The sequence below is a fragment of the Neobacillus drentensis genome, assembly GCF_021560175.1.
In the GTDB taxonomy this organism is placed as follows: domain Bacteria; phylum Bacillota; class Bacilli; order Bacillales; family Cytobacillaceae; genus Neobacillus; species Neobacillus drentensis_A.
On record NZ_CP091110.1, the window covers coordinates 5240472 to 5264509 of the forward strand.

Annotated in this window: 29 protein-coding genes; 5 read left to right on the forward strand and 24 right to left on the reverse strand. The window is 41.3% G+C overall.

Translation table 11 applies throughout. The features are described 5' to 3' along the window. Positions 1–12 precede the first annotated feature (12 nt). From L1999_RS24900 to yugI, 4 genes are all read right to left on the reverse strand, one after another. The gene (locus L1999_RS24900; RefSeq protein WP_235740979.1) at positions 13–1176 is read right to left on the reverse strand and encodes an iron-containing alcohol dehydrogenase; all 1164 of its coding nucleotides are present in this window, start codon (positions 1174–1176) and stop codon (positions 13–15) included. Positions 1177–1740: 564 nt separating this feature from the next. Further along, complete coding sequence (locus L1999_RS24905) at positions 1741–3012, reverse strand: Glu/Leu/Phe/Val family dehydrogenase (RefSeq protein WP_235740980.1); 1272 nt, start codon at positions 3010–3012, stop codon at positions 1741–1743. A gap of 26 nt (positions 3013–3038) precedes the next feature. Beyond that, on the reverse strand, positions 3039–4238 hold the full coding sequence (locus tag L1999_RS24910; protein WP_235740981.1) for an ornithine--oxo-acid transaminase: 1200 nt from the start codon (positions 4236–4238) through the stop codon (positions 3039–3041). Positions 4239–4419: 181 nt separating this feature from the next. Further along, positions 4420–4821: a S1 domain-containing post-transcriptional regulator GSP13 gene (yugI, locus tag L1999_RS24915; RefSeq protein WP_235740982.1), complete on the reverse strand. Its 402-nt coding sequence runs from the start codon at positions 4819–4821 to the stop codon at positions 4420–4422. 214 nt (positions 4822–5035) lie between these two features. On the opposite strand from yugI, the gene L1999_RS24920 reads away from it, so the two are divergent. Continuing rightward, on the forward strand, positions 5036–5251 hold the full coding sequence (locus L1999_RS24920; RefSeq protein ID WP_430539991.1) for a helix-turn-helix domain-containing protein: 216 nt from the start codon (positions 5036–5038) through the stop codon (positions 5249–5251). Between the two features lie 191 nt (positions 5252–5442). Here L1999_RS24920 and L1999_RS24925 read toward each other — a convergent pair whose 3' ends face one another. The 6 genes from L1999_RS24925 to L1999_RS24950 form a co-directional block, all read right to left on the reverse strand. Beyond that, a complete protein-coding gene (locus L1999_RS24925; RefSeq protein ID WP_235740983.1) occupies positions 5443–5706 on the reverse strand; it encodes a DUF1871 family protein in 264 nt (87 codons plus the stop codon). A 50-nt stretch (positions 5707–5756) separates the two neighbouring features. After that, on the reverse strand, positions 5757–6941 hold the full coding sequence (locus L1999_RS24930; RefSeq protein ID WP_235740984.1) for an alanyl-tRNA editing protein: 1185 nt from the start codon (positions 6939–6941) through the stop codon (positions 5757–5759). Between the two features lie 114 nt (positions 6942–7055). Next, positions 7056–7451: a hypothetical protein gene (locus L1999_RS24935; protein ID WP_235740985.1), complete on the reverse strand. Its 396-nt coding sequence runs from the start codon at positions 7449–7451 to the stop codon at positions 7056–7058. A 118-nt stretch (positions 7452–7569) separates the two neighbouring features. Next, entirely contained in the window at positions 7570–8121 is a 552-nt protein-coding gene (locus tag L1999_RS24940; RefSeq protein WP_235740986.1) for a superoxide dismutase family protein, read from the reverse strand. Positions 8122–8227: 106 nt separating this feature from the next. Beyond that, entirely contained in the window at positions 8228–8437 is a 210-nt protein-coding gene (locus L1999_RS24945) for a hypothetical protein (protein ID WP_235740987.1), read from the reverse strand. 120 nt (positions 8438–8557) lie between these two features. Then, positions 8558–9307, reverse strand: coding sequence for a peptidylprolyl isomerase (locus L1999_RS24950; RefSeq protein WP_235740988.1), 750 nt, complete (start codon positions 9305–9307; stop codon positions 8558–8560). A 108-nt stretch (positions 9308–9415) separates the two neighbouring features. Here L1999_RS24950 and L1999_RS24955 point away from each other — a divergent pair, with 108 nt between their 5' ends. Continuing rightward, complete coding sequence (locus L1999_RS24955; RefSeq protein ID WP_235740989.1) at positions 9416–9796, forward strand: kinase-associated lipoprotein KapB; 381 nt, start codon at positions 9416–9418, stop codon at positions 9794–9796. Between the two features lie 42 nt (positions 9797–9838). Here the strand turns inward: L1999_RS24955 and kapD are convergent, their stop codons facing one another. The 9 genes from kapD to L1999_RS25000 all read right to left on the reverse strand — a co-directional run bounded on the left by kapD (position 9839) and on the right by L1999_RS25000 (position 17214). Then, on the reverse strand, positions 9839–10462 hold the full coding sequence (gene kapD, locus L1999_RS24960; protein ID WP_235740990.1) for a 3'-5' exonuclease KapD: 624 nt from the start codon (positions 10460–10462) through the stop codon (positions 9839–9841). A gap of 210 nt (positions 10463–10672) precedes the next feature. After that, complete coding sequence (locus tag L1999_RS24965) at positions 10673–11056, reverse strand: hotdog fold thioesterase (protein WP_235740991.1); 384 nt, start codon at positions 11054–11056, stop codon at positions 10673–10675. 125 nt (positions 11057–11181) lie between these two features. Continuing rightward, on the reverse strand, positions 11182–11427 hold the full coding sequence (locus tag L1999_RS24970; protein ID WP_235740992.1) for a hypothetical protein: 246 nt from the start codon (positions 11425–11427) through the stop codon (positions 11182–11184). A gap of 309 nt (positions 11428–11736) precedes the next feature. Further along, the gene (locus L1999_RS24975) at positions 11737–13245 is read right to left on the reverse strand and encodes a leucyl aminopeptidase (RefSeq protein WP_235740993.1); all 1509 of its coding nucleotides are present in this window, start codon (positions 13243–13245) and stop codon (positions 11737–11739) included. Positions 13246–13365: 120 nt separating this feature from the next. Continuing rightward, positions 13366–13977 (reverse strand): 3D domain-containing protein, encoded by a 612-nt coding sequence (locus tag L1999_RS24980; protein ID WP_235740994.1) that lies wholly within the window; start codon positions 13975–13977, stop codon positions 13366–13368. A gap of 113 nt (positions 13978–14090) precedes the next feature. Then, entirely contained in the window at positions 14091–14414 is a 324-nt protein-coding gene (locus L1999_RS24985; RefSeq protein ID WP_235740995.1) for a YuiB family protein, read from the reverse strand. A 162-nt stretch (positions 14415–14576) separates the two neighbouring features. After that, a complete protein-coding gene (locus L1999_RS24990; protein WP_235740996.1) occupies positions 14577–14708 on the reverse strand; it encodes a YuiA family protein in 132 nt (43 codons plus the stop codon). A gap of 156 nt (positions 14709–14864) precedes the next feature. Beyond that, positions 14865–15356 carry an NUDIX hydrolase gene (locus tag L1999_RS24995; protein ID WP_235740997.1) on the reverse strand — a complete coding sequence of 164 codons (492 nt, stop codon included), beginning with the start codon at positions 15354–15356 and terminating at the stop codon, positions 14865–14867. A gap of 640 nt (positions 15357–15996) precedes the next feature. Beyond that, a complete protein-coding gene (locus L1999_RS25000) occupies positions 15997–17214 on the reverse strand; it encodes an NAD(P)/FAD-dependent oxidoreductase (RefSeq protein WP_430539992.1) in 1218 nt (405 codons plus the stop codon). Positions 17215–17682: 468 nt separating this feature from the next. Between L1999_RS25000 and L1999_RS25005 the strand changes: the two genes are divergently transcribed. Next, positions 17683–18681, forward strand: coding sequence for an NAD(P)/FAD-dependent oxidoreductase (locus L1999_RS25005; protein WP_235740999.1), 999 nt, complete (start codon positions 17683–17685; stop codon positions 18679–18681). Positions 18682–18719: 38 nt separating this feature from the next. On the opposite strand, the gene L1999_RS25010 is transcribed toward L1999_RS25005, so the two are convergent. Continuing rightward, the gene (locus L1999_RS25010) at positions 18720–19085 is read right to left on the reverse strand and encodes a HesB/IscA family protein (RefSeq protein ID WP_235741000.1); all 366 of its coding nucleotides are present in this window, start codon (positions 19083–19085) and stop codon (positions 18720–18722) included. 127 nt (positions 19086–19212) lie between these two features. Then, on the reverse strand, positions 19213–19452 hold the full coding sequence (locus L1999_RS25015) for a YuzB family protein (RefSeq protein WP_235744462.1): 240 nt from the start codon (positions 19450–19452) through the stop codon (positions 19213–19215). Positions 19453–19675: 223 nt separating this feature from the next. Between L1999_RS25015 and L1999_RS25020 the strand changes: the two genes are divergently transcribed. Further along, a complete protein-coding gene (locus L1999_RS25020; protein ID WP_235741001.1) occupies positions 19676–20743 on the forward strand; it encodes an NAD(P)/FAD-dependent oxidoreductase in 1068 nt (355 codons plus the stop codon). Positions 20744–20809: 66 nt separating this feature from the next. Here L1999_RS25020 and L1999_RS25025 read toward each other — a convergent pair whose 3' ends face one another. Continuing rightward, complete coding sequence (locus L1999_RS25025; protein WP_235741002.1) at positions 20810–21139, reverse strand: YuzD family protein; 330 nt, start codon at positions 21137–21139, stop codon at positions 20810–20812. A gap of 351 nt (positions 21140–21490) precedes the next feature. On the opposite strand from L1999_RS25025, the gene L1999_RS25030 reads away from it, so the two are divergent. Further along, positions 21491–21784 (forward strand): NifU family protein, encoded by a 294-nt coding sequence (locus L1999_RS25030; protein WP_215045194.1) that lies wholly within the window; start codon positions 21491–21493, stop codon positions 21782–21784. A 45-nt stretch (positions 21785–21829) separates the two neighbouring features. On the opposite strand, the gene L1999_RS25035 is transcribed toward L1999_RS25030, so the two are convergent. Together L1999_RS25035 and yutH are read right to left on the reverse strand one after the other, a co-directional pair. Then, the gene (locus tag L1999_RS25035; RefSeq protein ID WP_235741003.1) at positions 21830–22822 is read right to left on the reverse strand and encodes a 2-hydroxyacid dehydrogenase; all 993 of its coding nucleotides are present in this window, start codon (positions 22820–22822) and stop codon (positions 21830–21832) included. 76 nt (positions 22823–22898) lie between these two features. Next, positions 22899–23915 carry a spore coat putative kinase YutH gene (yutH, locus tag L1999_RS25040; protein ID WP_215045192.1) on the reverse strand — a complete coding sequence of 339 codons (1017 nt, stop codon included), beginning with the start codon at positions 23913–23915 and terminating at the stop codon, positions 22899–22901. Positions 23916–24038 lie beyond the last annotated feature (123 nt).

A 24038-nucleotide genomic window follows, 5' to 3' on the forward strand; every position in this document is an offset into this window, starting at 1 on the left:
AATTTGCTACTTTTATAAAGAAGCCCGGTAAATAGCTAGTACATCGTCACGGTTTAGCTTTTTAAAGTTACCAAATTCGCCATTCACCATTGCACGGTCAGCCATCAATTCAATCTTACTGTCATCTATATCGTAATCTGCCAGGCGCGCAGGAGCCTCTATACTGTTCCAGAATTCGCGCAACTTACGAATTCCTTCTAAACCAGCTTCCTCCGCAGTCTTTCCTTCTGGATTTACGCCGAACACTCTAACCGCCAGCTGCTTAAAGCGCTCCGGTTTTACACTTAGGTTATGCTCCATCCAGTGTGGGAAAAGAATCGCTAAGCCGCCGCCATGAGGAATATCATAGACTGCAGATACTGCGTGTTCTAGATTATGGGTGGCCCAATCGCCATGATAGCCCATGTTTACCATGCCGTTCAACGCCATGGTGCCGGCATATAGAATTGTAGCTCGGTGTTCATAATTTTCTAGGTCTGCCAGTAACTTAGGAGCGGTCTCCATTACCGTAATCAGCAGTGATTCACACATGCGGTCCTGAAACTGTGTATTTTCTTCTAGATGGAAGTAATGTTCAAACACATGTGACATCATATCGACCATGCCATAGATGGTTTGATTTCTAGGAACGGTATAAGTATTTACCGGGTCTAGGATTGAAAACTTAGGGAACGTTACGGCACTTCCCCAGCCGTATTTTTCATTGGTTTCCCAATTGGTAATAACAGAGCCGGAATTCATTTCAGATCCTGTTGCTGCAAGTGTTAAAACGGTTCCGAACGGCAGTGCTTCGCGTGCGAAGGTCTTCTTTATCACGATATCCCATGGATCTCCGTCGTATTTAGCACCTGCGGCAATTAGTTTGGTGCAGTCAATAACACTGCCGCCTCCGACTGCTAAAAGAAACTCGATTCCTTCTTGTTTACAGATTTCTACACCTTTTCTTGCGGTTGAAATGCGCGGATTTGGTTCTACTCCGGAAAGTTCAAAAACCTGGGCGCCTATTTCATCCAAGATGCTGGTTACTTGATTATAAAGGCCGCTTTTTTTAATACTGCCTCCGCCATAAACAAGTAATACCTTTTTCCCGTATTGTGGGATTTCGGTTTTTAATTGTTCAAGCTGGCCTTTTCCAAAAATTAATTTGGTTGGGTTTAAAAATGTAAAGTTCTCCACTGATAACACCTTCCTTTTCATTTACTATTATTATTTATAATGTTTTATTTTGCAAAAAAACTGGTTTGGGGCTTCCGGGGCTTAGAGGATTTCTTATCTGTTGCAGGTCTTAATTCCCTTTGCCTTCGGGGCTGTGACCCCTTCTTATCTGTCGTAGCTCTCGATCCCTTTCGCCTTCGGGGGTTGTGACCCCTTCTTATCTGTCGTAGCTCTCGATCCCTTTCGCCTTCGGGGGTTATGACTTCTTCTTATCTGTCGTAGCTCTCGATCCCTTTCGCCTTCGGGGGTTGTGACCCCTTCTTATCTGTCGTAGCTCTCGATCCCTTTCGCCTTCGGGGGTTATGACCTCTTCTTATCTGTCGTAGCAGCTGCTTCCCTGCCTCTTCGGGGGTTATGACCTCTTCTTATCTGTCATAGCAGCTGCTTCCCTTACCCTCCGGGGGTGTAACCTCTCCCTATCATGTTGTAGTACCCGTTTTCCTTAAAAACAAAATTCTCCAAATAATATTCTTTACTTACTTACACAAAAAAACCCTGTATCATTTTCATGATACAAGGATTTTTTTAAACCCAGCCTCTAAAAAGACATGCCTCTGCCAGCTTTTTGACGCCTGCCATATAGGCTGCTAACCGCATATTAATATTGCGGCTTTGTGCAAGCTCATAAATACGATCGAAGGATTGGACGATTTTTTCACGCAGTTTCCATTCAATTTCTTCTTCTTCCCAGTAAAGACCCTGGTTGTTTTGAACCCATTCTAAATAGGCTACTGTCACACTTCCGGCTCCTGCTAATACATCAGGTATTAGCAAAATATCCCGCTCTTGGAGAATCATTGTTGCCTCCAGCGTAGTTGGTCCGCTTGCAGCCTCTACCACTATTTTCGCTTTAATATTATAGGCATTTTCAGCCGTTATTTGATTCGCAATGGCTGCCGGCACTAAAATATCACAATCCTTTAAAAGAAGCTCTTCGTTTGGCATCACACGATCAAAGAGCGTTGTGATCGTTCCAAAGCTATCGCGGCGATCGAGAAGATAATTGATATCTAAACCATCGGGGTCATATAGTGCACCATAAACATCAGATATACCGATAATAATTGCACCCGCGTCATGTAAGAACTTGGAGACATATCCACCAGCATTGCCAAAGCCCTGGACAATAACCCGCGCCCCTTTAAGAGAAAGTCCACGCCGCTTGGCCGCTTCCTCAATACAAATCGTTATCCCTTTTGCTCCTGCTTTTTCCGAACCCACAGACCCTCCGAGTACCAAAGGTTTTCCAGTGATAAAGCCAGGAGAGTCGTATTGCCGGAGACGGCTGTACTCATCATACATCCAAGCGATAATTTGCGAGTTCGTGTAAAGCTCGGGAGAAGGAATATCTTTTGTTGGTCCAACCATTTGGCTAATGGCGCGGACATACCCGCGGCTTAACCGCTCTAGCTCTCCAAAGGACATGGTTCGCGGGTTACAAATAATCCCGCCTTTGCCGCCGCCAAATGGAAGGTCACATATTCCGCATTTTATGCTCATCCACATCGATAAAGCCTTTACTTCATCTTCTGTTACGTTTGGATGAAAGCGGATGCCTCCCATCGTAGGTCCGACTGCATCACTATGCTGGGCACGGAAGCCTTTAAAGACCTTGGTGGAACCATCATCCATTCGAACGGGAATTCTGACGGTGACGGATTTCAATGGTTCCTCTAAAAGATGAAACATATCCTGATGATATCCGAGCTTTTTTAAGGCATCATGTATTACTATTTTTGTTGAAGTAAGAAGATTTAAATCATCTGCAGCCACTGTATCCTCATCAATCGTCACCATGTTTGCACCCCTAGTTATTTTCGTGATTACCCAAGTACTTTGTTAATCCGTTCAATAGCCCAATCTAATTCTTCTTTAGTAATGACCAGCGGCGGCGCAAACCGAATGACTGTTTCATGTGTTTCTTTGCATAACAAACCATATTCTTTAAGTTTTTCACAATAATTTCGGGCTGATTCTGTCAATTCAACCCCAATAAATAAACCTCGGCCGCGAACTTCCTTTATCTTTGGATTGTGGATGGCTTTCAATTTATTGATAAAATACTCCCCAAGCTCTAAGGACTTTTCGGCAAGCTTTTCGTCGACAAGAACATCAAGAGCTGCTATTGAAACAGCGCAGGCCATTGGATTTCCTCCAAAGGTCGAACCGTGTGATCCCGGATTAAATACGCCTAAAATCTCTTTATTGGCAACGACACAAGAGATTGGGAAGACGCCGCCGCCAAGGGCTTTACCGAGGATATACATATCCGGTTCGATCCCCTCCCACTCACAGGCAAACATTTTGCCAGTTCGTGCTAACCCCGCTTGAATTTCATCGGCGATAAAAAGGACATTGTTCTCTTTACAAACATCGAATGCCGTCTTCATAAAGCCTTCAGGCGGAATGATGATTCCAGCTTCCCCTTGAATAGGTTCAATTAAAAAAGCGGCGGTGTTGGGAGTAATGGCTGCTTTAAGCGCTTCAATATCTCCATATGGTATTAGCTTAATACCAGGAAGCATGGGCCCAAAACCGCGCTTATATTCAGCATCTGACGATAGAGAGACCGCTGTCATCGTTCTTCCATGAAAGTTCCCTGTACAAGCGATGATTTCAGCTTGGTCTTCGGCTAAGCCTTTGACATCGTAGCTCCAGCGTCTGGCTGCCTTAACAGCTGTCTCAACCGCCTCCGCACCTGTATTCATCGGCAGTACCATATCTTTGTTCGTCAATTGGCAGACTTTTTCATACCATGGACCCAACTGGTCGTTATGAAAGGCACGAGAAGTTAATGTAACCTTATCTGCTTGGTCTTTTAATGCTTGGACAATCTTAGGGTGGCGGTGACCCTGATTAAGGGCAGAATAGGCACTTAGCATATCCATGTATTTGTTGCCCTCAGGATCTTCCACCCAAACCCCTTCAGCGCGGGAGATCACGATTGGCAGGGGATGATAATTATGGGCACCATACTTCTCTGTTTGCTCGATCAATTTACTTGAGCTGCTTTTAGAATCCATGTTATTTCCTCCAGTTAATTTTGGCTTTTATGTATAGATACTTCTATTGTAGCCGAGGTCTTCTGAAGAATGAACAATTTTTAAAGTATTTTTTTATCAGGCTGGTATTCATTCCTATATTTCCCTAAAAAATAAGCCTGGTTCAAACTAGAAATTAGTTTGAACCAGGCTTATGGTTTCCTTACTTTTTGATTAAATCTTCACGTGAAGATTGGTCAATCCACTCTTGCAGCTTGTCTTTTAAGGTATTGAAACCTTGTTGACCTTCCGCTTCAGGAATAATAGCTGCAGCAGTACGTTTGCGCGGTTTCTTCGGTTTAGCAGCCTGTTGTACAGGTGCTTCTTCAGTAGCACGGATTGAAAGACCAATTTTACCTGCGGCTTCATCTATTGATAAGACTTTAACCTTAATTTCATCTCCAACTTTTAGGTGCTCATTGATATCTTTTACATAACCGTGCGTGATTTCAGAAATATGAACAAGACCTTGTGTATTTTCATCTAATGCAACAAACGCTCCGTATGGTTGAATTCCGGTTACCTTACCTGTTAAAACACTTCCAACTTCAATTCTTTCTGTCATGAAAACACTCCTAAATAAATATTTATTTTTCCATTATATACGCATTAAAATATTATATCATAAACAATGAGTTTAATCAAAAACCTTATCAAATTAGATAAGATGTTGCACTATAGTGAAAACTTAACATAAAGTTCATCGATGTATAAGGAGTGGGGAGAATTTCCATGATATAATAATAGGGAATAAATAATTTTTAGATGAGGTGAACAGTATGCATTCAATTGGGGAAATCATTAAAACCGGCCGTGAAATGCTTAATATGACTCAAGAAGAACTGGCTCAAAAGATTAGAGTTGGAACGCAGACAATTGCAAAATATGAATCTGGGGAACAAATTCCAAGTAATCAGACAATCTTAAAATTATCTACTGTTCTCGATATACCTGCATCAGAACTATTACAGCAAAGCACCTCTGTGAACCCTTAATGGAATAAATTTATTAAAACGGTATATTTTGCCGTTTTTTTATTTTGGCTCCGTTTTTTCTGTATAAAAATGGGGAAACTGGAAAAACTTTAATTATAAAGCTTTCTAGTATTCCCCCCTTTTTGAGAGGACAATCCGTCAGGTTGTCCTCTTTTTTTATCTCTTATTAGAACTGATCCTTCAAAAAGTGCTTACAAGGAGCAAGATTGATTGGCTTTAATCATCAATAAATCTATGGCGATTCGACGACATTCCTCGATCGAGATTATTTTTTCAAATGAAAACTCATAAATCGCTTGGATCCGCTTTGCTAACTTCAAGGGGTCATCCAGTTCATGAACGGCTTGGATGGTATCAGCAATTTCTGGATCATAATCGCCATTTTCTAACTGGAATGGATTCCATTGATTTAAGACATCTACATATTGTAGGTTAATCAGTACCTCTTTCCGCATCTTTCTTCTCCATCCTTTTATATGAACTTTTCTACTATAATAAGCCGGGATTAATTTACCAAGGTTACTAGCTTATCTAGGATTTGTTCCCCCGTCAGGAGAGCCTCTCCACCACCCTGAGCAAAGGAATCATTCCCGCCGCCTTTACCCTTTATCAACGGCAAAATTTCACCGATCAGCTTTTTCATATTCTCGGTTCGCGCTTTCCCTTTTGCACACACCAACTGCAGACGAGTCCCATCCGTGGCAACAAAAAATACAAGACTGTTTTCATGCTCTGATACAATCATCCGTGCAAGCTTTTGAAGCTCTTGAATCGTCCTGTTCTCAAAAACCTTTGTCATGACCGTCTGATCCTGCTCTGCCAATTCTCTCGCTTCATATAGAAGCAAGGATTCTTTTGCCTGTTCAAGTGCTTGGGTTAGTTGTTTCTCATTTTCTAACAAACGGATGACAGCCTTGTCCATGTCTTTTTCTGGTACATTCAAGAGATTGGTTAATTGCAGTAACACGTTTTGTTTCTCCCCAAGCTTTCGGATGACACGAGAGCCGCAGGAGAATTGAATCCGAGTATTTTTTCGTTGTTTTTCCCAATCTAAAATTTTAACGGCACTTACCTCACCGGTTGCCTTTGGATGTGTTCCGCCGCAGCCATTATAGTCAAAGTCCGGGATAATCACAAGCCGTATATCTTCTTTTACCTTAGTTTCTTTCCTTAATGCATACTGGGACAACTCTTCCTCTGTTACCCATTTTATTTCAATGGGCCGGTTCTCTAGGATTATTTGGTTGGCAAGCTCCTCTGCTTTCGCAGCTTCCTCCTTCGTCAATTCTTCCGTTTCTAAGTCAATAGTCAGGTTTTCAGCTCCCATATGGAAGCCCACCGTTTTATAGCCAAATAAATGGTCAAAAGCAGCCGACAAGATATGCTGCCCTGCATGCTGCTGCATATGATCGAATCTTCTATCCCAATCAATGGTACAACTCACATCAGATCCTGCCTGCTGTATTGGCGTCTCAAAATAGTGCCGAATTTCACCGTTCACTTCTTCCACATTATGAACCGCTCTGCCTGCAATTTGACCGGTGTCATGCGGCTGCCCGCCTCCGGTTGGATAAAAAGCTGTTTGGTTGAGGACTACAAAATTATTACCTGTTTCATCGCACTCCTGCTTGAGTATACGTGCGGAAAAGGTTTGTATGTACGCATCTTGATAATATAGTTTTGCTTGCATTAGAAACACACCCCGTAACGTTTTTGAATGTATTCATTGTCTTAAAATAAAGAATTGAAATCAAGCAAAAAAGAAGACCTGTCCCTTATATTGAAAGAACAGGTACTTCTCTTATTAATGTTTATTTATTTTTTTCCGCTGGCCGAAAGAAGTGGGTGTATGCCCCTGCATGGACCCGCCCATTCCTTGAGGAAAGCCCATTTGCTGTTGACCGCCCATCATTTGCGGAAAGCCTCCCATTTGCGAATGGCCTCCCATCTGCGGATAGCCTCCCATTTGCGGAAAGCCTCCCATTTGCGAATGGCCTCCCATCTGCGGATAGCCTCCCATTTGCGGATAACCTCCCATTTGCGAATGGCCTCCCATTTGTGGATAGCCTCCCATTTGCGGATAGCCTCCCATTTGTGGGTAGCCTCCCATCTGTGGGTAGCCTCCCATTTGTGGAAATCCTCCCATCATTTGTGGATAACCCATTTGCCCTGAAAATCCGCCAAATTGTCTTTTTTCCATACGATCGCCTCCTTGCATTCTCCCTACTAGTGTATGTACCACTTTTTGGATAAGCTTAGATGGATACCTATGAGATTGAAAATAAAAAACTAAACTGCTGCTCGGGATCGCTTGTACTCTATTTTTTTTCGTCCTGTGCCTTTTTTTGTCCTGACTGTTTCTCTTTAGAAATTTCACCACAAGCAATTCGGTTTCCCGAATCTCCCGCTGGCTGGGTCATCCCATCATCTTTTCCTTCATGAATCACAATGGAAGTTCCTTCTTTGGTAAACAGCGATTGTTTACCGTTTTTCAAGGTAACATTAGGCGCCATTAAATCGGCCTTTACTGACCCGTCATCCTCGACAATTAAATTTGGCAGATCCCCTGCATGAGCTCCTTTCGGATGGAGAAGACCGTGCTCTTTATTTTCAGGATTAAAATGGTTACCGGCTGATTTGAAATCAGGAGCTTCACACTTACCGGTTTCGTGTATATGTATGGCATGTTCTCCCGCGGGAAGTCCCGTTAAATCAACGGTCATTTTCACACCACTTGACTGCTCAGCGAGTGTTATGGTTCCAAGTGAATCTCCTGATGGATTATACACTTGTACATCTAACTGTTTAACTTCCTTTTCCGTACAACCTGAAAGCAGGAGAAGCGGGATCATCATCCAGCTTTTCTTCATAAGTTTCTCCCCTTTTTTAGACATTTTGGGATTAGTATAGGCAATCGTTGCTAGAGCTATTCCAAAAGGGGGTAAGATAAAGCTTTAAAAAAAAGGAACAGTACGGTTAACTGTTCCCTTGTGTCGTTTGATTCTTGTTTACTTGTTCTTCTAATTCTTTTGTTTTTAGTGCTTCCTTGTTGGAAATTTTAATAATGAGACGCATGGTTACTAATGCACCGATTAAAAAAATAACACACGTAATGGCAGCAGGGATGTATTCTCTTTTGTCTTCAGGAAAGTACAAAAATAAGGCTAGTACGGATGGCAGAAACATTTCTCTTCTCCCTTTCTTTTAAGGCACCTAATCATTCACTTCATTATAGCAACAAAAAAGTTTCCATACCAACAGAATGCGCTAGCTCCCATATAGCGGCGGATAGAGCAGCACCTTACACTATTTTAATACCTTAATTCCTTTGATCACGACATCTTGTTCTGGTTTGTCCTTTGCATCTACTTTTGTATCTGCAATTTTATCCACAATGTCCATTCCCTCAATCACTTGGCCAAAAACGGTATGGCGATGGTCAAGCCACGGAGTACCACCATTTTTGTCATAGGCATCAATGATTTCCTTTGGATAGCCCGCCTTGTCCATTTCCTCTTTCATCGCAGGGTCCAATGATGTTTTTTGAACGATAAAAAACTGACTGCCATTTGTATTGGCCCCGGCATTTGCCATGGATAATGCTCCGCGTAGATTGAAAAGATTTTCAGAGAATTCATCCTCAAATGGAGTTTTCCAAATGCTTTCACCGCCGGTTCCGTTACCCTTAGGGTCGCCGCCTTGAATCATAAAGTCTTTAATGACCCGGTGAAAAATCAATCCATCATAGTAGCCATCCTGACTGTGCTTAACAAAGTTTTCGACAGCTTTTGGAGCATACTTTGGGAACAGTTTAATTTTAATCGTACCCATTGACGTTTCCATTTCCACTAGTTTTTCATTTTCAGCTACCTCTGTTGAAAGCTGCGGATATGTTGTATCTGCCACTTGCTTTGCTCCTTCCTGTTGCTCTGTTTTTGGCGCTGCAGTCTTTTTGTTTGTTGATCCTTTGTCTTCTTTCTTCTGGCTTGTCCCACATGCAGCCAACATGAGAACAATCGTTATAAAAATTGATAGAAATAGCCATTTCTTGCTCATTTTATCATTCCTCCATTTTCTCACTTTAAACTTTTTGCACTATGTTTTTAATTTAGTCATAATGGAGAAGTGGAATCAAGTGAATTTTATACATAAGGGGTGGTTAATGTGACAGACTTACAGGTTGGCAATGTAGTGACAGGGATTTATAAAACGGGAAAGTATATCGGGGAAATAACAGAAATTCGCCCACAGCATTACTTAGTCAGGGTGCTGGCAGTGGTGAAACATCCGATGCAAGGTGACCTCCACCATCCGAAGGATGCGGATGTCCACATGTTTCATGAAAGAAAAGCCCTTAGCTATAGGGAGCAGACAAATATTCCCAAACAAATGGTGAAGTCGTTTGAGGGTGAGGTTCCTGATTACCAAGAGTCTTTAAAAGAAGCTTTAGAGAAAATGAGAAAAGAGTTGGCAGAAGCCAATTCAGAATGGGCGGACATGAGCCTTCGCGCGTTGGAATCCTTGGAAAGAGATTATAAGATTTGATCACACATATAAAGGCCAAATCAGTTTGAATGATTTGGCCTTTTATGCAAATTCATTTAAAAGTTTTGAAAAATCAATTCTATCTCCAATAGTGGTTGGTTTTGGTTTTTCCAAATAGCGTTTATCCTTCTCGACTAGTTTGAATATATTATAGGTAGTCAAGGCATCATCTAGTGCCCGGTGATGTTTGCCTGTCCCTTCTTTCCCATATTCCTGAACAGCTTTCCAAAGACCTGTTTGATTTTGGTCGCCAAAGAAGCGTTTATATTCCATTGATAAATCTAATTCTGCTCCATTAAACGGGAATGGAACTCCCGCCATTAAACAATTTTGCCGAAGTACCTTCATATCCATATTTCCCCAGGTAACGATGGTTGTGTCAACATGCTCCTTATTGAATTCCGCCAATTTCTTAATGAGCTCGTAAATGGTTAAACCCCTGTCCACCTGTTGCTGCGTGATATGTAAGAATGATTTGCAGCGTTCGGATAATCTCGGAAATTTTAACGGGGTTACATAAGAAGAAAATTGTTCGGTTACTTGGTCATCCATCACAGCAACAATTCCTACTTCAATGATTTCCGCGAAAAAATCCTTCATACGAACATTTCTCTCTGGCATTGTAAACTCAAAATCAATAAATAAATATTGTTTCTTCGTTCTCAATTCATTCACCACCTTTTCTTTTTCCATCTTACTACCATTATATAAAGATACCTGTACAAAAAATTGTGCTTTTTTTCTATTTTTTTATTATTATAGCACGAATTTCATGGAAGTTTTTTAAATTTTTGTACAATGGCCAAAAGAAAAGCGCAAGCGTTCTGGTGGAGTGGAAAAAAAAAAGAATGGCAACACCATCCTCTTACAAACGGATTATTTTTTTAGTTTAATGACAGCCATTGTACATCTAGACACACAAATGAGCCGGTCTTGTTCATCGGAGATTTTAATATCCCAAACCATGGTGGTTTTGCCCTGATGTAAGATTGTACCCACTGCCGTGACCATTCCGTCTGTTTTTGGGCGGACATGGTTAGCGTTTATTTCCAATCCGGCAACGGCTTCTGTTTCTTTGTCAACAAGTTCATAGGCTCCAAGGCTGGCAACTGTTTCCGCTAAGGCCACTGATGCCCCCCCATGCAACAATCCAAACGGCTGTTTTGTGCGATGATCAACAGGCATGACGGCTACTACTTTCCCTGGTTCTAATTTAGTAATTTCTATTCCGAGCGCTTCAATTAGTGTGTCCTTAATCATCTTACCCCTCCGGTTCATATTCTGATTACATATTAACCTATTCTTCACTTTTGTTGATATTCCTTTAACTTTTATAGAGCAGGGAAAAGAAAAAAACAGCTGCAAGAGCTGTTTTTAATTTAAATTTAATAAAAACCAGGGTATCCGAATCCAGGACCACCAAACCCAGGTCCACCAAATCCTGGATAACCGCCGAATCCAGCGTATCCGCCAAATCCATAACCACCATAGAATGGCCGAGCGGCAAAAGATGCTCCGAGTCCTCCTCCAAGTAAGCCTCCTAAAAAGCTAAGTCCACCGATCGCTAATGGCCAGCCAAGACCGATAAATCGCTGATCCTGTACTGGGTACGGGCTTTGATATGGGTACATACCTTATTACCTCCTTTTTCTATACTTGCCTACACTATTTCATATGCGAAAACACTAGGTTTGGAGTGGGCAAATAGAAAAGCGGAGGCGCCCGTTTAGCGGCGTATGACCTGGAGCCCTTTGACTGAGTACCTTTTTTTGCCCGGTTCAGCTTCATTTTTACCACAGCGGGCACTATTCCTTTTTATTTTGACCGTTCCAGCTTCCTTTTTACTACAGCGGGCACTATTCCTATCCCCTGGAGCCTTCATGCGGACAGTTTCTTTTCACGCAAAAAGAGCTGCCGGTCTTCCCCGGCAGCATCACCTATTATTTTTCAATTGGTTCAAAACGTTCCACAAACAATGCAAGGGTACGGGTCATGACACCGGTTGCCCCCGCTGGACCAAGGTCATAATCCTTCGCTGTGGTGGCTGTTCCGGCAATATCTAAATGAACCCATGGCGTTCCTTCCGTAAATTCACCAATAAACGCACCCGCTACAAGGGCGTGTCCTTCACTTCCAGGAGAATTATTTAAATCGGCCACTTTACTATTGCGCACCCGTTCTTTTTCCGTCTCAAACAACGGCAATAGCCACATCTGCTCTCCGGCTTCAACAGATGCCTCCAACACTTGTTCATACAAACCATCATGATTGGTCATCGCTCCAGTAGTATGCAAACCAAGTGCCGTAATCACCCCGCCTGTTAAGGTAGCCACATCAACTAAATAATTAGCCCCATGGTGTTTAGCATAAGTAATTGCATCTGCTAAAACCAGACGTCCCTCGGCATCCGTGTTTAAGACCTCAATCGTTTTACCATTCATAGAGGTAATCACATCATCTGGTTTAAAGGCTCCGCCAGAGATCATATTATCGGTGGAAGGAATAACCGCGACAACGTTTTGCTCCGGTCTAATTTCTCCGATAATTTCCATCGCACCTAAAACCGCAGCTGCCCCGCCCATATCGGTTTTCATTCCAACAATACCAGCTTTCGTTTTAATCGAATAACCGCCAGTATCAAAGGTAATCCCTTTTCCAACCAGACCAATGACATCGGTCCAATCCTCTTTTCCTTGATATCGTAAAACAATCATTTTTGGAGGCTCTAATGACCCTTTATTAACGGCAAGGAATGCCCCCATTCCTAACTTCTCAATCTCTGCTTTATCAAGAATTTCGACTTCAAAGTCGTATTTTGCAGCTAGTTCTGAAGCATAGTTCGCTAAATCGGCAGCCGTCAATAAATTACCTGGCGTATTCACAAGCGTGCGGGCTGAGTTTGTAGCCTTTCCGAATGCATATCCAACCGTTAAAGATACCTGCACATCCGCTTCTTCAGCAGCACCACTATAAACCGTTACATTCTCAAGTCTTTTCTCCGGCTCATTGGATTTTTGTTTATATCCTTCAAATTGATACGTTGCTAGCGCCATAGCTTCACCCAACGCATGGGCTGCGTCTAAACTATTAAGTTCTTCTGTCACAAACGTATCTAAATAAACCGCTGCTTCCTCCTGTTTATTTACCTTTAACTGCTTAAAGACCTTACCAAACGCTTCTCGAAGCTTATCAAAGGATGAATCCTTTTCTTTCCCTAGACCTACAAAATAAATCCTTTTTGCACCAATTTTTCCAAAGCTATGTACTTTCGTTATGCTTTTTAACTTAGCGGAAAGATCCCCCGCCTTTACTAATTCTGTTAACTGCCCCTCAAACTTTTCATCTAAGCCGGCTAATATTCCAGTGAACTTTTCAGGCTTTTCAAACAAGCCCACGACTAAGCCCTCGTTGCTCGCTGATAAGTCTAACTCTTTTTTTACTTGATACATACTCCATCACCTCCATAATATATATTACATTATATCGAAAATTATCTTTTACTTCGATAATCTAAGTATTTTTTCAATTATAAAAAGCAGGCACAAGGCCTGCCGATTACAAATGTATTGTTATCTTTTTTCCGAACTTGTATACTGCTGGCGGAATACTTGGAGTGTTTTGTCATTATTTAATGTTTGCAATTCCTTTTCCGTTAGATGCCCATTTCCTCTTTGTACGACATAAACCTCCACCTGCTTTTTCCCCCATTGCTTATAAACATCCTCCACCGTTTTATAATAAAGGTCTAATTCATTTCCCTTTATCGCGCCTCCCTTATCCGCCACAACCCCATATCCATAGCCTGGGATAAATAGAATGGTTCCGATGGGAAACACATTTAAATCAGCGGCTACGGTTGAAAATAAGTCACGTTTCACTTTAACACCTGAGTAGGTAATTCCATATTCAGGATGACCCTGGCTTTTCCCAGTGGATTCATATCCTGCTGTATATCCTGTAGCTGTTACGGCATATTTTGGGTACTTGGACCAATCAAAAGCGTCCTCAAGAGGCGGAGTTGGTACTCCAGAAACTACTTTAGTAAACGACAGCGCTGACGCAAATGGCAGAATGAACGATTTTGCACTTACGCCAGAAATGGACTGAAAAGTTGCGGCTAATGCCATAATAAAAAGACAAATCATCGCAAATCGTTTTGTCCAATTTTCAAGTTTATCCATTGAATTTTTCACTCCTCCAAAAATATTCATTCCCAATGCGTTGGGAAATATACAACTAGAGGATGAAAAGTATGATAAAAAAGTAAAAAGACCTTTACGCACTTGTAAAAGTCTTAAAACATTTGATATCCATTTTTCCGTAATAACTTTATCGTAAAACCAGCAGCAATCGCGCCTGCTAGTCCACTAATCAAAATAAGTATATCGGCAGTTGCTAGTCTGCTGATTCTTGCCCCAAGATCTTCAAAGGCGAATTTACTATTTGTAAAATACTCCGAAAACCCCACTTTATCTACAATAAAAATGGCTACAATCGGGTAAACTATTGCCATTACCCATGACATTCTTAGGAGCATATTCAGGATAAAACCGATTCCAAAAAATAAGACAAAAAATAGCACGATCGAAATGATTAGGACTACAATGCTCATCTGCACCCGACAATTCCCCCTTTTATACATCCATTAGTGTACTTAAAAAGCCCTGGGAGAGTCAAGAAGAAAAGAACAAATACCGATTAGCATACGACTGAGTGGGATGGATAATTTTTAATAAAAATAAGCAAAAAAAAATAGCCTCTTAGAGTAAGAAGCTAATTCTTAGTTCTCTTTATTCTTACCGGTTCCTTCACAGCTTGGGCATGTCTCCGAACCTCCGAGTACTAATTGAAAATAACCCTTCCCCTCACAATAATCACACGTTTTCGTTGTATCGATCGTTTCAACAGTCATCTCATTTGCCTCCCTTGCATATTAATTTAATTTTCTGATAATATATCAAGGAATCACGAAAAAGAAAAGAGCTAAATTCACGCAAAATTAACTATGAAAACGGATACATGTTAGATTATCTTCCATTTGCGATAGGTTGCTCAATTTATCTAAAAATTAAAAAAATAATTTATAGGAAGTGTAGCCAAACTGGTTTCCTGGGTTAATATCATTTGCTCCTGGTTTAATAAATGAGAGACTTTCATGAATTAAATAATGTAATAGGATGGAGGCATCCTTTTCTAAGCTAAGCTCCTCTGGTGCCATAAACCGGGCCTCATACAATTCCTTTTCTTGATGGGTAATGGTTAAATCTCCGGTTGGCTCTAACAAAAACACAAGCAAATTGTCACTAATTTCCCCTTTGATAACACCTGACCTTAGCCCGAGCAGGCCCTTAACCGTGCAATCGATCCCCGTTTCTTCCTTCACTTCTCTTACCACAGCCTCATCAGCCGTTTCCCCTTCATTTACAAAGCCGGCAGGCAAAGACCATTGGCCTTTTAGGCCGCCATATCTTTTTTTCACAACAAGCCAGTGTCCATCATTTGACATTACTAATCCGGATACCGCCAGCCAGACCTTGCCGCGTGTTTTATGACTGCTCATGTAACAATACCCCTTTCTAGAAAAAGCACTATTTTGTTCTATCTGCGTTTCGCATGTGAACGTCTTTGGACGGAACATTACTGTTTTGTCCTTTTCTTATCCGAAGGTGAGCCGACTTTAGACAGGACTACGGGTTTGGGATCCTCCCTTGTCCGAAGGTGAGCCGACTTTAGACAGGACTACGGGTTTGGGACCTCCCCTTGTCCGAAGATGAGCCGACTTTAGACAGGACTACGGGTTTGGAACCTTCCCTTGTCCGAAGATTCCACGCCTTCGGACAGGTCTTCGGGTTTGGAACTTTCCCTTGTCCGAAGGTGAGCCGACTTTAGACAGGAATACGAGTTTTGGACCCTCACTTGTCCAAAGATGAGCCGGCTTCAGACAGGACTACAGGGTTGGGACCTCCCCTTGTCCGAAGGTGAGCCGACTTTAGACAGGAATACGAGTTTTGGACCCTCACTTGTCCAAAGATGAGCCGGCTTCAGACAGGACTACGGTTTTGGGACCTCCCCTTGTCCAAAGGTGCCCTGCCTCAGAATCTCTCCTTTTTATCATAGCAAAAAAGAACAGAGTTTCTCTGTCCTTTTTGTAAAAAATGATAGAAGCTTTAACACCCTAAAAGGCGCTTCCGCTATACAGTTTAAAATAGATTAAATTTACCTTTTTTCAATACCATACCTGCTCCGCCGATCATGTAAAGGGCACGGTTATCGACCACTTTCTTCATAAAAGAAGCTTTTCCACCGGTAAGCTTTTTGCCAAAAACTACACCAATCGCATCGTCTTCACCAAGAGAGCAGACAGTCCCTTTATTATCGAACGTAAAGCTTTCTAATTCTGACTTATTACGAATTAAAGCAGCAATATTCTTAGCAGTCAATTCTGCTTGCTGCATCGCAATTTGTGCTGTTGGCGGATATGGACGATTGATTTCTTCGTTAATAACAAGAGAGCTGTCACCAATGATGAAGACATTTTCAAATCCAGGAACGCGCAAATCTGGTTGGACCTTAACCCGGCCTCTCATTGCTTCAAAGCCTGATTTTTCGATAACAGAGTTACCGCGAACCCCGGCAGCCCAAACAACTGTCTCAGCCTTAATTTCATATGGCTCTGCATCGCCTTTTGCGACAAGAATACCGCCAGGAACAGCTTCTTTAATTGCCGTGCCAATTAAAAACTCTACACCTTTACGTTCTAATGTAGAAACGGCGTAATTAACTAGTTCAGGATCAAAACCTGGCAATACCGTTGGGGCTGCTTCCACACAATAAATTTTTACCTTGTGGAAATCGACATCATATTCATGGCACAGTTCTGGAATCCGGTTTGTTAACTCACCAAGGAATTCAATTCCCGTAAAACCAGCACCACCAACAACGATAGAAAGACGATTGTCGTTCTTTTCTTCTTCCATATTGTACGTAGCAAATTGATATTCAATATGCTCACGTAATTGACGGGCAGAATTGACATTGGTAATTCCAAATGCATATTCTTTCAAGCCTTTGATACCGAATGTTTCCGGTTCACCGCCAAGGGCAATAACTAGATAGTCATAATCCACTTCGCCTTTTTCTAGTACGACTTTCTTTTCGTCTTTATTAATCTCAACCACAGTATCCTGTACAAAGCTAACCTTACTGCGGTCGATGACATCACGAATATCATAGCGGACTTTATCATGATGAAGCGTACCAGCAGAGGCCTCATGTAACCATGTTGTTTCATAATGATAGTCATTTTTATTTATTAATACAATATCTGCTTCATTTACGCCGAGTATCTTCTGCAAACGAACTGTCGTCAGAAGTCCGCCGTAACCTGCACCAAGAATCACAATTTTAGGCTGTCTCAAAGTGATCACTTCCACCTTTTAGTATATTTTTTTATAAATGCTCTTTTTCTTATCTTCCACTGCTATGTCCAATTTTATTTTACTTAGATGAAATTTGCTGTATGTGAGATATTTCACGATACATAGCGAAAAAAATTATGTGATGTAATTCACGAATAGGAATAAAGAAAAAGAAATAACCATAAGTACTTAGAAAGCGAATAAGGAATTTTAAGGAACAAAAATGAATAGTATGAATAGAGCTCATTCACATAACTGTACTTATTCTGTCACAATTTCTTAACAATATATTCACAATACATCTTATGCTAGTTTCTCACTATTTTCAAGCATTTATATAAATATTTTAGCTGAATTATTCAGCCAAAAATTTATTTTATCTGAATACTCAAAACCGAAGGGTGAGGAAAGCGTTATTTGTGATGGATAGGAAATGGAGTTTGTTACTACTTGTTGGGGGGATCCTAAGTGCAAGAAGATCAAAAAGTATTTGATATTACGATAATTGGCGGCGGTCCTACCGGTCTATTTACGGCCTTTTATGGCGGTATGAGACAAGCGTCAGTAAAAATCATTGAGAGCCTGCCACAGCTTGGCGGTCAGTTGTCGGCCCTATATCCGGAAAAATATATTTATGATGTGGCAGGTTTTCCGAAGATCCGCGCACAAGAATTAATAAATAATTTGAAAGAACAGATGGCTAAATTCGAACCAACCATAGTTCTGGAGCAGTCTGTTGAGAAGTTAGAAAAACAAGAGGACAGCATCTTTAAATTAACCACCAATAAAGAAGTTCACTACAGTAAATCGATTATTATAACAGCTGGAAACGGGGCCTTTCAGCCGCGTCGTTTAGAGCTTAAAAGTGCGGGGCAATATGAAAAGAAAAACCTCTTTTACTTTATTGAGGACTTACATCAGTTCGCAGGACAAAACGTTGTTGTATTTGGCGGCGGGGATTCTGCTGTCGACTGGGCGTTAATGCTTGAGCCTATAGCTAAGCAGGTAACCCTCGTTCATCGCCGTGATAAGTTTCGGGCTCATGAACACAGTGTTGAGAATCTCCTTCACTCGAAGGTTGCTGTAAAGACTCCGTATGTACCAGCAGAGTTGATTGGTGACGCGAACGGTATTAAACAAGTGGTCCTAAAGACAGTTAGCAGTTCAGAAACCGAAACCATTGATGTTGATGCCGTTATATGTAATTATGGATTCGTTTCTTCACTTGGACCCATTAAAGAATGGGGACTTGAAATTGAAAAGAACTCCGTTGTTGTGAATTCAAAAATGGAAACCAATATACCCGGCATTTACGCAGCAGGAGATATTTGTACGTATCCTGGAAAAGCGAAACTAATTGCCTGTGGGTTTGGCGAAGCACCAACAGCCATCAACAACGCAAAATCTTTCATTGATCCAAAAGCAAGAATTCAGCCGCTTCATAGTTCCTCCATGTTTAAACAATAAGAAAAGGCGTCTTACTAGACGCCTTTTCCTATTGTTTATTAACATTCCTCAGGTGTTCCTGCTGCTGTTGCCGTACGGAACGATGATCCGCAGCCGCATGAAGCAATGGCGTTTGGATTATCAATCGTAAAGCCTCCGCCCATCATTGATTCTTTATAATCAATTTTTGTACCTTGTAAAATGAGTGAACTTTCTTTATCAACTAGAACCTGAATGCCATACTGGTCGAACTGAAGGTCATCATCTTTCACTTCATGGTCAAAGCCCATACCATAAGATAGGCCGCTGCAACCACCGCCCTTTACACTTACTCGTAAAAAGGCACCTTCCTCTTCATTATGCTTCATCATCTCTTTTATGTGTAATGATGCCGCTTCAGTCAGGATCACAACTTCTTTACTCATGAGAATTCCTCCTTCTCCTCTGGCTTTTAATTTAGTATATACACTTATAAATGAAGTCTCAACCAAATAAAAGCACAAATTTATTAGACTTCCGCATTATATAAAAAGGAGCAAAAAGCTCCTTCATTTAAAACATGGGATTTTCCTCTAAGTATTGATAAATATTATCCACCAGATCCTCAGGAGTATCTCCGGTCACAACTTCTCCGTTTACTAGAGCGTATAGTGAGGAGGCACATTTTCCACAGTATCCCAAGCATCCGTATTCGATAATATCTAGGTTCGGATCTCTTTGCAGTTTTTCAAGTGCTTTTTGAGCACCATTTGCCAAATTACTAATACAAAATTCAATGATCGGCTTAATCAACGTTTTCACCTCTCCACACCTACTTATCCTACTCCATTTAACCAAAGCCGTCAATTACCACGTTCAAGCCATCTTGTCAAGAATTGAATGAAAATGTTGTTATTTCGACACAAATTAGTTATACTCGTATGTGGTTAAATAGAAAATATTATTCTACTATTATTTATTTTTTCTGACTATTTGATAAGATCATAATGCCTGATAAACAAAGGGGTAATAAACGATGAAAAACCTTGTGATTCTCGGTGGCGGCTATGGCGGTATGAAGATTTTGAGTGAACTTTTGCCAAACCATTTGCCCTCGGATGTTTCGATTACACTTATAGACCGTGTTCCATATCATTGTTTAAAAACAGAATACTATGCATTAGCTGCTGGAACGATTTCTGATAAAGAAGTGCGGGTTGCGTTTCCTGAACACCCACGTTTACAAATTAAATATGGGGAGATAACGGGGATCGACACTAAGAATAATCAAGTCCTCATGAAGAATGCTGATCCGATTGACTATGATGATTTAGTAATTGGTCTGGGTTGTGAAGATAAATACCACGATGTCCCTGGAGCTGCAGAATTTACCTATAGTATCCAATCGATTGAAAAAGCCCGGCGCACCTACTCCGTCTTAAACAATCTTGGCCCTGGGTCTGTAGTTGCTATCGTCGGAGCTGGCTTAAGCGGTGTTGAATTAGCAAGTGAGTTAAGTGAAAGCCGTGAAGATCTTCAGATTAAATTATTTGATAGAGGGAAGCATATTTTATCTTCCTTTCCCGAGAGATTAAGTAAATATGTGGAGAATTGGTTTGTTCGGCATAATGTTGAGATTATTAGCCAATCCAATATCACAAAAGTAGAACCAGGGCGCTTGTTTAACCATGACGAGCCGGTTGATTGTGATGTGATTGTTTGGACGGCAGGTATTCAAGCAAATCAGATTGTCCGCCAGATGGACGAAGAAAAAGACCGCTCAGGAAGATTAATCTTGACCCCTCACCATCACCTGCCAACTGATGAACATGTATTTATTGTAGGTGACTGTGCGAGCTTACCACATGCTCCTAGTGCACAATTAGCTGAAGGACAGGCAGAACAGATTGTGGAAGTATTAAAAAAACGCTGGAATGGTGAACCACTGCCAGCAGCATTTCCGACTATTAAGTTAAAAGGTGTCCTTGGCTCACTCGGAAAAAAACAAGGCTTTGGAATGATGGCCGACCGGGCCATTACTGGCCGTGTTGCCCGTATCTTAAAATCAGGAATTTTATGGATGTATAAATTCCATAATGGCTGATCATAAGAGAAGCGCCGATTAGTAAATAAACGTATAAAAGAAGCATTCCCGCCGGAATGCTTCTTTTTATACGTTTGCTTGATATCCATACTTTTCGAGTTCTGCAAAAATGGTTTTCAAGCGTGGATTCCCTTCACCAACAATTTTCTCTTTAATGACTACAACCGGATAAAACAAATCTTCTTCAATGACCCGCTGAGCAAACGCTATTTTGCCTTGGTCACCCTCTGGCTGAAAAATATCCACATAGGTCATCTTAAACGGCTGGTCGGGAAACTTCCTGGCAATGGCGGCTTCAAGCCATTCAAAAGTCTCTCTTGAAGAAGGTAAATTTACACAGCTCGGGCATAAGGTTTCAGCCCCATATAGAACAATTTCCACTTCATTTGTACCCATCAAAATCATTCCCTGTCAGTTTTCTTTTATGTTGGCTGTGTTAAAGGTTATTGTTATTTTTAGCATGTTGATTGGAGCGGAAGGCGGCGAAGACTCCTCGAAAATGCTATCGCATTTCCTTCGTGCGTGGGCGGATTCGAGGATGCAAATTCAAAGTCCTGCGGGAGTACGGGCCAGGGGAGACCCCACAGGCGCAAGTGCGCCGAGGAGGCTCCCCGGCACGCCCGCGGAAAGCGAAGCCGCCTGGAGCGGAAATCAACATTCCCGATTAACACAGCTTTTATTTTAAACTAAAGTAAAGAAAAATCTAAAAATATTGTCTTTAAATGTGTATTTTCCTAATTTCTGAGAATGGATTTTTACCACTATTCACATTATAATATAATTAGGAAAGGAGTCGATCACATGGCAACAGAAACTGAAATCTTTGAACAAGTACAAGAAGTACTAGATAAATTACGCCCATTTCTTCTTCGTGACGGTGGAGATTGTGAATTAGTAGATGTAGAGGAAGGGATCGTAAAGCTTCGCCTTTTAGGTGCTTGCGGCAGCTGCCCTAGTTCTACCATTACATTAAAAGCCGGCATCGAAAGAGCCCTGCTAGAAGAAGTTCCTGGCATTGTTGAAGTCGAGCAAGTTTTTTAATATACGTCAAAAAAGCGATTGCCAGCCAGCAATCGCTTTTCTTATTTATGATCGATTAACTAAGGGTCGCCAGTCCTTGTTTACTAAGGTTTTAGGCTCTTTTCCGTCTAATATTGAGCAAATATTTTCCATACATAACTTAATCATTGCTGTTCTTGTCTCTGTGCTTGAACTGCCGATATGCGGAAGAGCAACGACATTAGGAAGCTGTAATAATGGATGGTCAGCCGTAATCGGTTCCTTTTGGAACACATCTAGTCCCGCCCCAGCAATCTCTCCTGCCTTAAGGGCTTCATATAATGCCTGTTCATCCACTACGGCACCTCTTGAAGCATTTATAAAAATAGCAGAAGGCTTCATTTTTTGGAAAACTTCCCGAGTAAACAAATTTTTTGTCTCAGGAGTAAGCGGTGTCAGGCAGATAATGAAATCTGACTTTTCAACCAGTTCATCAAAAGCTGTATAACTAACACCCAATTGCTTCTCTGCCTCCGGTTTTCTCGTCCGGTTATAATAAAGAATATTCATATCAAATCCAGTTCCACGTTTCGCAACCGTTTCCCCAATCTTTCCCATTCCCACAATCCCAAGCGTCTTATGGTGCAAGTCATGGCCTGCTAAAAGAAACGGACTCCAGCTCTGCCACTTTCCCGCTTTGACGTATTCTGCCGCTTCAACAATTCTACGTGCTGTAGCCATTAATAGCGCAAAGGTTAAATCTGCGGTCGTATCTGTTAGAACATCCGGTGTGTTGCAAATCGCAATTCCTTTTTCACTGGCCGTTGTTAGATCGATATTATCAAAGCCAACCGCAAGATTTGCTACAACCTTTAAATTTTCTCCTGCCGTCAGCACACTTTTATCAATAGAATCAGCTAGAACGGTAAATAGAGCATCTGCTTTTTTTGCTTCTTCCCTTAAGACATCTTTTGGGACTGGAATATCATCATGTTTCCACATATTAACGGTATACTTTTCTTGCAGCGGTTTCACTAATGCATCTGGAAGCTTTCTCGTAATATAAATGTAGGGCTTCATATCGTGTCACATCCTTGGGCTATAGTAATAACATCTATTGTACCATCTATTTTATCATATGAGCCCTATTAACAACTCAATTTGGATAAAGCCAATCTAACGGTGGAAGGTGTAATTGTTTGATGGGCGCACCGGATATGGGATAGAATTCCGCTAAAAACCGTTCGTAATCACTTGATTGCCGTAAAATCTTACTTAACCTTTCTTCGAGTACTTTCTTTTCTTGTTCTGAACGGGTGATATAGTAACTTTCAATACATTCAAAATAGTGGAGCGGAAACACTAAACGTGCATATAATAAACGCCAAGAAAAGGACGATAAAGGAGCAATACTCTGATATTCTTCGTAAAAGTTCCGTAATTCGACCTGATAGGTTTGGATGTTACGAAAATATCGTTCTCTCGTCCATTCAGCCAAGTCGCGGCTTCGATGATCAAAGACCCAATCAAATGGATTTTTAATCACGTACTCGTTATGTGGTCCCCAGCTTCTGCTTGTAAACCGCTCATGACAAACTGTCCCACTATCGGTTTCGTGCGGTTCATCATCAATCTCGGTATCAACTAGGTATTGAATGGCATTTTCCGTTAGACCGAGATAATAAGGAAAGGAATCAATAAACATTCGTTCAAAGTCATCTTCCGGGGTTTGAAACAACAGGCCATTCCAGACCTTTTCCATTTGCTCCAAGCGCTTCTCCCATAACGATTTCCATTGCCCAATTCGACTGGACCTTTCAATTTGGAAGGGAACTCTCCTTCCTCGTTCATGAAATTTAGCGAGCTTCCGCCCTAACTTTATTTTTCGCTGCTCTTCCATTTGCCGATTCGCTAAAACGCAATATTGATTTTTTTCCCATGTGGTAATTAAGCTGCCTTCTTTAGACGGTAAAAAGATCGGTACATTTTGGTCCCCATAATTTCTTAAATGCTCGGCAATTTTTTCTAGTTCTGATATATCCTCTTCGGCCTTTCCCCCTGGACGAGAGATCAAATAAAGCCAGCCATTTCCCCTTAAGGCCTCATAAGCATCTAGCTTTACATATTCTTCTACCGTAATTCCATATTGATTCTCCAGCATTTTTTGAAGCATTCCTACACCCCGCCTCATTACCTTCATTACCCTATGTATATGTATAGTCACTAAAAACTTGTTGTTTTTTAATCGGGCTTATCGGGTAATAATAGCAGGATATGATTATATTTTAGTTTGTCC

Coding starts and splice junctions, on each gene's coding strand:
- L1999_RS24905 (WP_235740980.1), bottom strand. CDS start 3,012: ATGGTGACGATTGATGAGGATACAGTGGCTGCAGATGATTTAAATCTT.
- L1999_RS24910 (WP_235740981.1), bottom strand. CDS start 4,238: ATGGATTCTAAAAGCAGCTCAAGTAAATTGATCGAGCAAACAGAGAAG.
- yugI (WP_235740982.1), bottom strand. CDS start 4,821: ATGACAGAAAGAATTGAAGTTGGAAGTGTTTTAACAGGTAAGGTAACC.
- L1999_RS24920 (WP_430539991.1), top strand. CDS start 5,036: ATGCATTCAATTGGGGAAATCATTAAAACCGGCCGTGAAATGCTTAAT.
- L1999_RS24925 (WP_235740983.1), bottom strand. CDS start 5,706: ATGCGGAAAGAGGTACTGATTAACCTACAATATGTAGATGTCTTAAAT.
- L1999_RS24930 (WP_235740984.1), bottom strand. CDS start 6,941: ATGCAAGCAAAACTATATTATCAAGATGCGTACATACAAACCTTTTCC.
- L1999_RS24935 (WP_235740985.1), bottom strand. CDS start 7,451: ATGGAAAAAAGACAATTTGGCGGATTTTCAGGGCAAATGGGTTATCCA.
- L1999_RS24940 (WP_235740986.1), bottom strand. CDS start 8,121: ATGAAGAAAAGCTGGATGATGATCCCGCTTCTCCTGCTTTCAGGTTGT.
- L1999_RS24945 (WP_235740987.1), bottom strand. CDS start 8,437: ATGTTTCTGCCATCCGTACTAGCCTTATTTTTGTACTTTCCTGAAGAC.
- L1999_RS24950 (WP_235740988.1), bottom strand. CDS start 9,307: ATGAGCAAGAAATGGCTATTTCTATCAATTTTTATAACGATTGTTCTC.
- L1999_RS24965 (WP_235740991.1), bottom strand. CDS start 11,056: ATGATTAAGGACACACTAATTGAAGCGCTCGGAATAGAAATTACTAAA.
- L1999_RS24970 (WP_235740992.1), bottom strand. CDS start 11,427: ATGTACCCATATCAAAGCCCGTACCCAGTACAGGATCAGCGATTTATC.
- L1999_RS24975 (WP_235740993.1), bottom strand. CDS start 13,245: ATGTATCAAGTAAAAAAAGAGTTAGACTTATCAGCGAGCAACGAGGGC.
- L1999_RS24980 (WP_235740994.1), bottom strand. CDS start 13,977: ATGGATAAACTTGAAAATTGGACAAAACGATTTGCGATGATTTGTCTT.
- L1999_RS24990 (WP_235740996.1), bottom strand. CDS start 14,708: ATGACTGTTGAAACGATCGATACAACGAAAACGTGTGATTATTGTGAG.
- L1999_RS24995 (WP_235740997.1), bottom strand. CDS start 15,356: ATGAGCAGTCATAAAACACGCGGCAAGGTCTGGCTGGCGGTATCCGGA.
- L1999_RS25010 (WP_235741000.1), bottom strand. CDS start 19,085: ATGAGTAAAGAAGTTGTGATCCTGACTGAAGCGGCATCATTACACATA.
- L1999_RS25020 (WP_235741001.1), top strand. CDS start 19,676: ATGAAAAACCTTGTGATTCTCGGTGGCGGCTATGGCGGTATGAAGATT.
- L1999_RS25025 (WP_235741002.1), bottom strand. CDS start 21,139: ATGGGTACAAATGAAGTGGAAATTGTTCTATATGGGGCTGAAACCTTA.
- L1999_RS25030 (WP_215045194.1), top strand. CDS start 21,491: ATGGATTTTTACCACTATTCACATTATAATATAATTAGGAAAGGAGTC.
- L1999_RS25035 (WP_235741003.1), bottom strand. CDS start 22,822: ATGAAGCCCTACATTTATATTACGAGAAAGCTTCCAGATGCATTAGTG.
- yutH (WP_215045192.1), bottom strand. CDS start 23,915: ATGCTTCAAAAAATGCTGGAGAATCAATATGGAATTACGGTAGAAGAA.